9 protein-coding genes are annotated in these 11329 nt (G+C 47.6%); 4 read left to right on the top strand and 5 right to left on the bottom strand.

Features of this window, described 5'->3' with window-relative positions:
* Nucleotides 1–395: 395 nt before the first annotated feature.
* Complete coding sequence (locus tag HRU42_RS18895) at nt 396–1133, bottom strand: pseudouridine synthase (RefSeq protein WP_295033390.1); 738 nt, start codon at nt 1131–1133, stop codon at nt 396–398.
* A gap of 478 nt (nt 1134–1611) precedes the next feature.
* Nucleotides 1612–2973: a Na+/H+ antiporter NhaC family protein gene (locus HRU42_RS18890; protein ID WP_295033388.1), complete on the bottom strand. Its 1362-nt coding sequence runs from the start codon at nt 2971–2973 to the stop codon at nt 1612–1614.
* A gap of 456 nt (nt 2974–3429) precedes the next feature.
* Here HRU42_RS18890 and HRU42_RS18885 point away from each other — a divergent pair, with 456 nt between their 5' ends.
* A complete protein-coding gene (locus HRU42_RS18885) occupies nt 3430–3957 on the top strand; it encodes a DUF3087 domain-containing protein (RefSeq protein ID WP_295033387.1) in 528 nt (175 codons plus the stop codon).
* Between the two features lie 179 nt (nt 3958–4136).
* Here the strand turns inward: HRU42_RS18885 and HRU42_RS18880 are convergent, their stop codons facing one another.
* The 3 genes from HRU42_RS18880 to HRU42_RS18870 all read right to left on the bottom strand — a co-directional run bounded on the left by HRU42_RS18880 (nt 4137) and on the right by HRU42_RS18870 (nt 6138).
* Nucleotides 4137–4406: a ribbon-helix-helix domain-containing protein gene (locus HRU42_RS18880; RefSeq protein ID WP_295033385.1), complete on the bottom strand. Its 270-nt coding sequence runs from the start codon at nt 4404–4406 to the stop codon at nt 4137–4139.
* A 140-nt stretch (nt 4407–4546) separates the two neighbouring features.
* Nucleotides 4547–4834 carry a putative quinol monooxygenase gene (locus tag HRU42_RS18875; protein WP_295033383.1) on the bottom strand — a complete coding sequence of 96 codons (288 nt, stop codon included), beginning with the start codon at nt 4832–4834 and terminating at the stop codon, nt 4547–4549.
* Nucleotides 4835–5208: 374 nt separating this feature from the next.
* Complete coding sequence (locus tag HRU42_RS18870; protein WP_295033392.1) at nt 5209–6138, bottom strand: LysR family transcriptional regulator; 930 nt, start codon at nt 6136–6138, stop codon at nt 5209–5211.
* 195 nt (nt 6139–6333) lie between these two features.
* Here HRU42_RS18870 and HRU42_RS18865 point away from each other — a divergent pair, with 195 nt between their 5' ends.
* The 3 genes from HRU42_RS18865 (at nt 6334) to HRU42_RS18855 (ending at nt 11240) form a co-directional block, all read left to right on the top strand.
* The gene (locus HRU42_RS18865; RefSeq protein ID WP_295033382.1) at nt 6334–7809 is read left to right on the top strand and encodes an NAD-dependent succinate-semialdehyde dehydrogenase; all 1476 of its coding nucleotides are present in this window, start codon (nt 6334–6336) and stop codon (nt 7807–7809) included.
* 124 nt (nt 7810–7933) lie between these two features.
* Nucleotides 7934–9214 (top strand): 4-aminobutyrate--2-oxoglutarate transaminase, encoded by a 1281-nt coding sequence (gene gabT, locus HRU42_RS18860; RefSeq protein WP_295033380.1) that lies wholly within the window; start codon nt 7934–7936, stop codon nt 9212–9214.
* Nucleotides 9215–9407: 193 nt separating this feature from the next.
* Complete coding sequence (locus HRU42_RS18855; protein WP_295033379.1) at nt 9408–11240, top strand: PLP-dependent aminotransferase family protein; 1833 nt, start codon at nt 9408–9410, stop codon at nt 11238–11240.
* Nucleotides 11241–11329: the final 89 nt, after the last annotated feature.

The raw sequence follows: 11329 nt of genomic DNA, 5'->3' as shown, positions 1-11329 counted from the left end.
ATGCGGCTGCGAGCTTCCAAAACAGGGTGAGGTATCACGAAGTTATACTCTCCGAACGAGAGGCTGGGTGAATATGGCATAGCCATGAGCCTATGAACGAGAAGCATGGATGCTGAACTGGCCTTTGTATATGGACATATTTTGCCGAACTGGCCGTTAAACATGGACGTTGTTTGATGTCGCAGAGCTTCCATGGCCAATTTTGTTCCATACAAAATTTGGCATTTCCTCCGTCCATGGAGGTCAGATTACTTGCAGCGCCTCGCAGAACTTTCTCGAAGCAGAGAGTGCACATACCCCGCTGGGAAGCGAAAGGTTACCCAGAAGGAACGACCTCAAATACACTCCCCAATACCAAGTCAGCCAGAAGCTAAATCAGAAAATGTAACCAGCCTTCATTCCAAGGCTGATTTAAGCTTGGTTAGCTCTGCATCCGTCAGCTGTCTCATCTGTCCCTCTTTGAGATCCCCAAGCGCTAAGCGTTGAATTTCTACCCGTTTAAGGTCGATCACCTTATAGCCTAATGCCTGACTCATGCGGCGGATCTGTCGGTTAAGCCCTTGGGTGAGTATGATCTCAAACTTGTCGCTAGCAAGACGGCTCATCTTACAGGGAAGTGTGGTGACATCCCGGTAGCTGACGCCTTGGGCCATGCTGGTTAAGAAAATGTCATCGAACGTGCGATCAACTTGCACCTGATAAGTCTTGCTATGGCCGAACTCCGGGTGCATTAACTTCTGGGTTAATTGACCATCGTTGGTTAATAGCAGCTGACCGCGGGAGTCTTTGTCTAAGCGGCCTACAGGGTAGAGTCTGGGGCTAATTGGCAGTAAATGTAATAAAGAGCAGGGGTCGTGGGGCAAGAGGCGGCAATCAGTGCCGACAGACTTATTGAGCATCCAGTACTGTTTAGACTCGATTCCCTCAATAAGCACGCCATCGAATTTGAGTATCTCTCGGCTGATATAGCCTGAACTGCTGTCGGTTAAGCTGATGGTATCTATATGGTTGGCTAGGCGTCCATCTAGGGTGATTTGTCCGTCTCTGATATAGCGAGTCGCGGCCCTGCGGGAGCAGAGACCTGTCATGGCAAGGTATTTAGCCAGACGAATAGTGGTGTTATCTGGTGTCATTAAGCGGCATAGTGCTGGTACTACCAATTGGTATCAATATAGTTTAACCGCAAGGTTAGCATCTAAACCAGCTTAACTGCCACTATGTTTAAAGAAGGCTGTCAGCCAGGTTTAAAGAAGAGTTATCAGTCAGGTTTAAAGAAGAGCTGATAGATGAGGCCGGATGCACCGATAAAGATCATCAGCACTAATCCGTGTAGATCATGATGGGTTGAATGTTTTTAATTCGCCTTGCAACAGTGTTAAGTTTTTCTCGGTGGGCATATGGATCACAAAAATAAAAAAAGGAGCGCAGTAAGCTGCACTCCTTCACTTCTATCGACGTTTATAAATGACGTCGACATTGAATATCCCTATCGTTTCAGCTAAAGCAAGGTCTTGGGAGCAAGATCATGTTTAGCTTAACTGGATATCAATTTGCCCTATTTAAGCTGCAACATCAGATTAGTCGTAGCCGTTTTCAAGCAGCATGGCTGGATCAACTGGCACGCTTACGCAAGATGACAATTGAGATAGCAACTAAGGCCAAGATCATGCAATACCAGGCATGAGTTACCACTTCCAGTGGTGAGATGCTGAAGACCGATGCAAGAAGCAGGGCCTGAGCACCATAGGGGATAAGTCCCTGTATGATGCAGGAGAAAATATCCATGATGCTGGCTGCACGTTTAGGGGCCACCTGGTGTTTCTGAGCCAGCTCTTTAGCGATATCGCCGGTTACCACGATCGATACCGTGTTATTGGCGACACAGGTATTGGTGAGGGCAACGATGCCTGCCATGCCGAGTTCAGATGCGCGAGTCGAAGCGCCTCCCTTGGCCTTGGAGAATTTCGTGATTAAGGTTTCAATTTGCTTACTGACGAATGCCAGGCCACCTTGCTGTTGCATCAGTGCCGCCAGACCGCCCACTAGCATAGACAGGATGAAGATTTCCTGCATGTTGCCAAAACCGGTATAAATATCCTGACCGAATTGGATCACGCCGTAATCCATGGTGAACAGGCCTGTGATACCGGCGAGCAAGATGCCGATAGTCAGTACGACAAATACGTTCAGTCCCGAGACCGCTAATACTAAGATGGTGAGGTAAGGAATGACTTTAATAAAGTCTATCTCCTGAGCGGCCACATCGGCCTGACCTTGACCCGCGAAGGTGAAGGCAATCAAGGTAATGAGCGACGCCGGGATAGCGAAGATAAGGTTCTCTTTGAACTTATCTTTCATCTCACAACCTTGGGTACGTGTCGCCGCTATGGTTGTGTCAGAGATGATCGAGAGGTTGTCACCAAAAAGTGCGCCAGAAATCACAGCACCGGCCATCAGGGCTAGCTCTATTTGAGCCTCGTTGGCAACGCCGAGTGCGATAGGTGCGACTGCCGCTATAGTGCCCATAGAGGTACCCATGGCAGTGGCGATGAAGGCTGCGATGACGAAGAAACCGGGTAAGAGTAAGCTAGATGGTACCAGTGACAGACCCAAGGCAACAGTGGCATCCACTCCGCCTGTGGCTTTAGCCACGGCAGCAAATGCACCAGCGAGCAAGTAGATTAGGCACATGGCGATGATGTTGGCATGGCCGATACCGGCAATAAACGTCTCTATGCTCTGGTTGAGCTTCTGTTTCGAGATGATCAAGGCAAAGATAATTGCTGGCAATATAGCGACGACACTGGGTAGCTGATAGAAAGCAAAATCAACGCCCTGGCTCTGGAAGTAAACTCCGGCGCCGATAAATAGGCCGAGGAATAGAAACAATGGCAGTAGGGCAATAAATGAAGCCGTTGGCGTATTGGTACTATTTTTTGGAGCGCTTGCTGAGGCATTGGTCGATGTGGTCAAAGTCTTCTCTCTTATCTTGTCACTAATTCTTAAGCTTAAAATCGGTCGGCATAAGCAAAATGGTCGATCTCAATAGTCGGCAGGATATGAGATAAATAGACAACTGTCAATTTAGACGTCTAGATGTTTTTACTTCCATCTTGTTTTTTCTTATCAGATGAGTATATATGTTGCTATCTCACTGTTTGTTAGTGCTATTGCTGTGTAGCTAGCTTTAATGTATTGCAATGCTATTGTTAACAAGTTGTAACTGAGAAGGCAAGCGTTTAATTATTATTGTTTTGCATAAGATTATTAACGACAGTTTCTAGTGCTAACTTGAGCAAGCACACTCATTTTATAGCATCTTGTCGCCAGAGCCGAACCAAGATATTTATTCGAAAAGAGTAAGTTCGGGCTATACAAGCCAGGGTAGTAAAATTAAAATGTTTGTCTTGAAATACAAAGGGTCAAAGCATGAAGTTACAAGAGATAGATAAAGTTGTATATCGTAAGCACCTGAATATCGTCACAATCACGTTGGTTGCTAGTCTCATCTTACTATCGTTGGCTTTTGGGACTGGTCTTATTGCCTTGTTTGGTGATGCTAAGGACATGAGCGCCGAGGCGACTGGGAATTTTCAATGGAACTTGCTCGGTGTGATCTTGGCGGCCATTGTTTCTGCGGCCATATTGACGCATTTTAAACATCATCCTTATCTGGTAGAGGTCTATTATGTATGGAAGCTCAAAGCGCTGCATAACCGTGTCTATCGTCGATTGAAGAAGATCAAGGCCGCTGCTGCTGACTATGATATCGATGCCTTGATCATATTAAGTTTCTATTATCAGAGTCAGAAGCAGGTTTATCTGCTAGATAACAACACGCTTACTCTGAGCAAGTTGGAGAAAGATATCAGTGATCTTCAAGGCAGAATTAGTGAGCGCAAGCTGACCGTGGTGGCTGAAGACTTTAACGCCGAATTACTCAGTAAGTTTAAATAGGGACTGAGACCCCAGATCTTCATCGGTGGCTTTATTCGAGATAGTGAAGCCTCGCGACTTCTCAGCTAGGGATCTTGCCTAGCGGGATATGTGCCTACATTGAGCTGGCAACAGCTCTTAAGGTTTTTCTCTGCTAAATAGCACTTAAGTTGCTGAATTTACTGTGTTAGTAGATCGAGTTATGCATTATCCTTCGACAAGATATGCTGCACACAGGCCGATCTAAGCAATGAGGTGAAATTCTTTACATCACCGTGATGGTTAAGCGCTTCTATGTAGAGGCTAGCGATAAACTGGTTTCTTTTTACACCTTGGCTCTCTGCAATCTGATCTAATAGATCCCAAAACAGCTTTTCCAATGAGATGCTGGTCACATGCCCCTGGATGCGAATGGATTTTTGAATAGGCAAGTAATGGCTGGTAGGGTTATCGAAAAACAGATTATCCATGACTTTTATTCGCACACTCAATATTATTTAATTTGTTGAATTTCAAGGTATTGTATATCTTCATTATCTTTATTACCATCAGGGGAGTGTCCAATTACACTAACTTACCTAGGAAGCACTACTTATGACCTCGTATCCGGTTATGCGTGTTGAGATAAGATGATAATTTCAGGTTCTTGAGCGATGAGTTCAGGTATCTCTTTTTTTAGACGTCTGCAATGTCCGGTATTTTTATGTTTTTCGAATGCAGCATGGTCGACAAAGCTCTTGATGAAGATGAAATGTCCCAGCTTTTCATTTTCTTGGTGAAGTTCATATTTGACACAGCCCAGTTCGTTCCGAGTCGGTTGTACTACGCTTTTGAGAAGCTCAAGCAGTGCTTGCTCTTTGCCACCTTGTGCCTTAAAGCGTGTCAATACATTGATCATGTTTGTGCCCGTAATCAAAAGTTAATGCCAATAACGAAAGGGTGGGCTAATGTAAGTGACTTGACTGGCGAAGGGGTAGCAAAGGGGTACTACATTTTAGTTATTTAGACTAAGTAACTTCTTTCTTTACAGCTCTTTGTGTCTGAGCACTTTGTAAATAAACATAAATTTATCGCTAGCTTAACCTGTGTGACAATGTCTCTTTAGCGTTTAGAGACCCAGTCTAGTTTCCCGCGGCCATCATGCTCAGCGCATCATAGAAGGCTTCACTTAGCTCGGTGTGTGAACTGGCGTATTTATCTCGGTTGGAGTGTGCCATCGACCTAGATAGATATCAGGCTCCTTCTTTACCGAAAGCGTTTTATGCCTCTTGCTTATTCTTGATTAAATACCTCATCGAATATTGCTTTGAGAAATTCAATTTTACTGGTTTCGCGTGGCTTGTGTTTAGACACCATGGAAAGGTTAAATTGATAACAGGCGCTATCACGAAGAATGATTTTGAGTTGTTTGGACTCGAGTTCCTGTTGAATGTAGCTCAGGGGTAAATAGCCAATATAGCAGCCGGAGAGAATTAAGGTTTTACGGGTATCAAACTGATAAGCCTTGGCACATAGATTGAGTCGTTTTAATTGCTCTCTGCCCTCTGCATCAATATCAATCCCGGGATGAATGGCGGGTGTCTGCGCTAGCATCTCAAGGCTAATCTCATCATCTTCAAGCTGGAAAAATGGATGAGCATGGCTACAACATAAGTAGATGGGTTCGTTATATATGGTCTGATAATCGAGGCCTTCGATCTGCTGATAACTGGGGAGTAACCCTATATGGACCTTCTCTTTAAGCAGGCATTTTTCGATGTGTTTCAGGGCTTCATTATCGAGTACCAGATGCAACTGTGGTTGAGCCTGATGTATCTTTTCCACCACCTCTGCCAGTTTTAATTGCATGCGAGTGTCGAGCTGATCGGCGCAAAGTATGATTAACTCGCCACTCAATTCTTCACCTAAGTTATTAACCAGTCTTGAAAAATCATTAAGCGAGTCGAACAGTTCGATACAGGCATGGTAGACAGCCTGACCGTCTTCAGTCAGGGCAAAACCGCCTCGTCCGCGGCTGCATAATTTGAGCTTCATGCGGCTCTCTAGGCTAGACATATGCACGCTGATGGTGGAGCGGGTCACGCCGAGTTCAGCTTCAGATGCTGAGAAGCCACGGTTTTCGACCACAGTGCGAAAAATTCTCAGTAGGCGTAAGTCATATTCGGTGACCGCTTTGGGGATGATAGAGTGTTTACTGTTCATTTTATTGCTAATGTTTTTCAAATTACCACCTAAGTTAACCGCATATAGTTTTACAGGCCTAAAACATAAGGTTTATTGTTTTGTATTTAACCCGAGTTAATTTTGCTATTCAATAGCTAGATAAATTTTTAGTACCAGTCTCATCTCTGGAGAAGAAACTGGTGCCATCGCAGATGACAGCACACTGGAGTGATTATGCAACAAGTGAACGATTCAGGATTAGTGAAGCTCAGCTCTTACATAGATGGCAAGTGGAGTGATAGTCAGTTGGATGGTGGGAGTGCGCGATTCGATGTGATCAATCCCGCTAATGATCAAGTCGTGGCTCAAGTATGCAACGCCGGCGTCCCAGAGACACAAGCGGCCGTTATCGCCGCCAAAAAAGTACTGCCGGCCTGGTCTAATAAGTCGGCCAATGAGCGTGCCGTTATCTTGCGTCGCTGGTTCAACTTGATGATGGATAGTCAGGATGATCTAGGTCGTATCTTGACCTTAGAGCAGGGCAAGCCGTTAGCTGAGGCTAAAGGTGAAATTGCCTATGGTGCGGCTTTCATCGATTGGTTCGCCGAAGAGGGCAAGCGCGTTTATGGCGACACGATCCCGGCCCCTGCTGGCGATAAGCGTATTATCGTGATCAAGCAACCTGTGGGCGTCGTCGCCTCTATCACGCCGTGGAATTTCCCTAATGCCATGATCGCCCGTAAGGCGGCGGCAGCTCTAGCCGCGGGTTGTACCTTCGTGGTGCGACCTTCACCCTCGACGCCGCTGTCGGCGCTCGCCATGGCCGAGCTTGCCGAGCGGGCTGGCGTGCCTGCCGGCGTGTTCAACGTAGTGGTGGGGTTAGATTCCGAGGGGATGGGCAAGGTACTGACCCAGCATCCGCACGTGTCTAAGTTCACCTTCACCGGCTCGACAGCGGTTGGCAAGATATTGATGGCTCAAGCGGCCACTACGGTTAAGAAGGTGTCGATGGAGCTAGGCGGTAACGCGCCCTTTATCGTCTTTGACGATGCCGATATCGATGCCGCAGTCCAAGGCGCACTGGTGTCTAAATATCGTAACGCAGGCCAGACCTGTGTCTGCACTAATCGAGTTTTCGTGCAAGGTAGCGTGCTTCAGGAGTTCACCGCAAAGTTTGCCAGTGCGGTGGCGAAGCTTAAGATCGGCGATGGTCTGGCCGATGGGGTTAACTTAGGCCCGATGATCACATCACAAGCGGTCGATGGCGTGCATAAGCTAGTGCAAGCAAGCGTCGCCGCCGGAGCAAAAATAATTATCGGTGGCAAACGCAGCCCAGTGGGCAACAATTTTTATGAGCCGACAATCCTGACAGGTGTCACCAATGATATGCCCTTGGCAAGCAATGAAATATTTGGCCCAGTCACGCCCATCATCAGCTTTGACACCGAAGAGGAAGTCATTGCATTGGCCAACGACACCGAATATGGCTTAGCGGCTTACTTCTATTCTCGCGACATTGGCCGAGTGTGGCGCGTCGCCGAAGGGCTTGAATACGGCATGGTCGGCATCAATGAAGCCATCATATCTAACCCTGCCGCGCCATTTGGTGGGGTTAAGCAGTCGGGCAACGGTCGTGAAGGCTCTAAGTATGGTTTAGACGATTATATGGAGATCAAGTATCTGTGTATGGGTGGGATAGATAAGTCGTAGGACCGGCTTTAGCCGAGAGGAAGGGAACCCTCGAATCTCGGAAGCCCCTCCTGCAGACAAGAATAGGCCAAGGGCCCTCATCTTAGTTTTTGGGGTTTAGTATTGAATAAATAGGATAATAATAATGACAAACAATAGCTTACAAGAACGAAAGGTTAAGGTTATCGCCCGTGGTCAGGGGAATGTCTATCCCGTATATGTCGATAGAGCGAAAAACTCAGAGCTCTGGGATGTAGACGGCAATCGCTATATCGATTTTGGCATGGGCATCGCCGTGTGTAATACCGGCCATAGTCATCCCAAGATTGTGGCAGCGGTCAAGGAACAGCTGGATAAATTTAGCCATACCTGCGTGATGATCAATCCCTATGAATCTGCGGTGGAGTTGGCAGAAAAGCTGACCCAGATAGCGCCAGGACCGAGCGAGAAGAAGGCCATCTTTGTCACTACCGGCGCAGAAGCGGTAGAAAATTGCGTCAAGATTGCCAGGGCGCATACTGGCCGACGCGGCATTATAGCTTTCAACGGTGGCTTTCATGGTCGTACAAACCTAACCATGGCACTGACTGGGAAAATTAGCCCTTATAAGCATCTTTTCGGGCCGTTTCCCGGCGATATTTTTCATGCGCCGTTTCCGATGGTATTACATGATGTGTCGGTAAAAGATTCACTCAAGGCACTTGAAAATCTGTTCAAGGTGGATATCGCACCCAGCGATGTGGCGGCGATAATCGTCGAGCCGGTTCAGGGCGAAGGTGGTTTCTATGCCGCACCAGCCGAGTTCCTGCAGGCATTGCGTGCCTTGTGCGATCATCATGGGATCGTCTTAATCGCCGATGAGATCCAGACTGGGTTTGGTCGTACCGGCAAGATGTTCAGTTTCGAGCATGCCGATGTCGAGCCCGACTTGATCACTATGGCTAAGGGCATTGCCGGTGGTTTTCCTCTTGCCGCGGTTGTGGGTAAGAGTGAGATCATGGATGCGCCTCTGCCTGGTGGCCTCGGCGGTACCTATGGTGGATCTCCTGTTGGCTGTGTGGCCGCACTCGCGGTACTTGAGGTGATCGAAGAGGAGAATCTAGTTCGCCGTGCAGCGCAGATAGGTCAGACTTTCAATGAGCAGCTGACGGCTTTGCAAGCCAGCTATCCAAAGCTGATCGCTGAGGTGCGAAATCAAGGCGCCATGATCGCTGTCGAGCTAGTCATAGACGGTGACAGCGAGCAACCCAATACGGCCTTGACCCAGGCGATTATAGCTAAGGCGACTGAGCATGGCCTCATTCTGCTTGCCTGTGGCTTCTATGGTAACGTCATTCGTTTCTTACCCGCCTTGACCATATCTGATGAATTAATCTATGAAGGTTTAGAAAAGTTTAATCAGCTATTTAATGAACTCGTTATTTAAGTAAAACCCATTTAAGTATCAGGGCCTGATAGGAATATCCTACCAGGCCCTGTTTTTATAGATGATCTGACTGAGGTTGTCGATGAGGAGTCAGTGTCTGTTGCTTGAGGTGACTTGATATTGAGCACAGATTACTGATAAGTATTAACTCGGCATTAACACGGCCATTTAACTTAACATCTACGAGGCTCTGATGATCAGTCGACTCATTCATATCGATCCTGAGCTTAGCGATAGCTTACAGCAGCAGATCCGTCAGAAGCTGGTGGAGGGGATCTTAGTTGGCTCCTTCGCTCCGGGGCGTAAGTTACCTTCTTCGCGTAAGCTGGCACAGCAGCTAAAGGTATCAAGAAATACCGTGGTGCTTGTGTATCAGTCTTTACTCGATGAAGGCTATATCATCAGTCGGGAGCGCAGCGGGATCTATGTGAGTGATGAGGTGCGTCGCGGGCAGGTAAGTAAGCCTATGGCGAGCAAAATTACAGGAGTAAACGCGCAAAACCTAGCAGGATCAGATAATCGCCACAGGTTTAGAGGAGCCGTGGCAGAGACCAATTCTGCATCGTGTCCGAGTAACTGGCAGGATTTCCCCTACCCCTTTATCGATGGCAAGTTTGACTCGGCCCTCTATCCGGTAAAGGAGTGGCGAGATGCGAGTCGTCGTGCCAATGCCACCGAGGAGATCTATCTATGGTCTGAGCTTCAAGGTGCGCAAGATGATCCTAAGTTACTCGACGAGATCAGAACCAAAATTCTCCCTAGAAGAGGCATTCAGGCAAGTCGGGATGAGATCTTGATCACCGTCGGCAGTCAGCAAGCCTTACATCTAGTCACCGAGTTGTTTATCGATCCGGATATTACCGTTGCGGTGGAGGAGCCAGGCTATCCAGAGATGCGTGAACTCTTGCAGCGTAAAGGGGCAAATATTGTCTATCAAGATGTCGATGATAAGGGCATGGTGATCGATACAAGGCTTAATAACTGTCAAGTGATCTACACCACTCCCAGTCACCAAACTCCCACCAGCATTACTATGTCTATGGCCAGGCGAGATGACTTGTTATTGAAGGCTAAAGAGCAAGACTTTCTCATTATCGAGGATGATTTCGAGTTCGAGAGTAATTTTCTTGGGCAGCCTCATCCAGCGCTACGAAGTTTAGACGGGGATAACCGCGTGGTCTACATCTCTTGCTTGTCTAAGGTGTTAGCATCAGGCATACAGATAGGTTTTATTGTGGCAGAGAAGGGGGTTATCACCGAACTTAAGAAGCTCAGAAAAATGATTATGCGCCACCCACCATTGAATAACCAGCGAGCGGTCGCGTATTTTCTTTCCTTAGGTTATTACGATGCCTTTATGATGCAACTACATAAGCGCTTCTTCAAGCGTTGGCTCACCCTAAGAGAGGCGCTAAATATCTACTTGCCTAATTCAGTCAATACTGGCCCCATCGAGGGCGGAACCGCCTATTGGATCACTGGGCCTGAGCAGCTAGATGGTGAATATCTAAGAGAGAAAGCCTCTGAGATTGGGATCTTGATAGAGCCTGTTAATCGTTATTTTGCCAGCCAAGATTACCCTGGCAACTGTTTTCGAATGGGGATAACCAGTTTACCGAATGAGCGGATCCGCGAAGGTGTGTGCAAGCTTGCCGAGCTGATACATCAACTGACTGCCGAATTTGAAGAAAAACTCAGTAATGCCAAGGGACGTTTGCTGAGCAATGATGCCCTTAAGCAACTGCTCCCTGGCGCGATCTTAGAATGTGAAATGGTCTATGGGGTCTCTTGTACTATCGATCTACTCAGGGATGGCACCATGCTAGGACGAACCGAAGGCAAAGGTAACGAACGCGATACGGGCCGTTGGTGGACTCAAGATGGTATGTACTATCGCCAATGGCAGCTCTGGGGCTATGGGGAGGTACGCGGTTTTTATGTCATCATGGATGATGATGAGATGAAATGGTTCGACCAAAAATATTGTCTGGTGCGCCAACTTGCATTAAAAGGCTATAAAAATTAGTGCATGTGCTGGCCTGCCTTGGGGGGGGGGGGGGGGGGGGGGGGGGGGGCGGGGCGGGGGGGGGGGGGTGGGGGGGGGGGGGGGGGGGG

The sequence above is a fragment of the Shewanella sp. genome (assembly GCF_013214165.1).
In the GTDB taxonomy this organism is placed as follows: Bacteria; Pseudomonadota; Gammaproteobacteria; order Enterobacterales; family Shewanellaceae; genus Shewanella.
The sequence above is the reverse complement of the archived record's forward strand: the minus strand, read 5'-3'. Positions and strand labels throughout refer to the sequence as shown.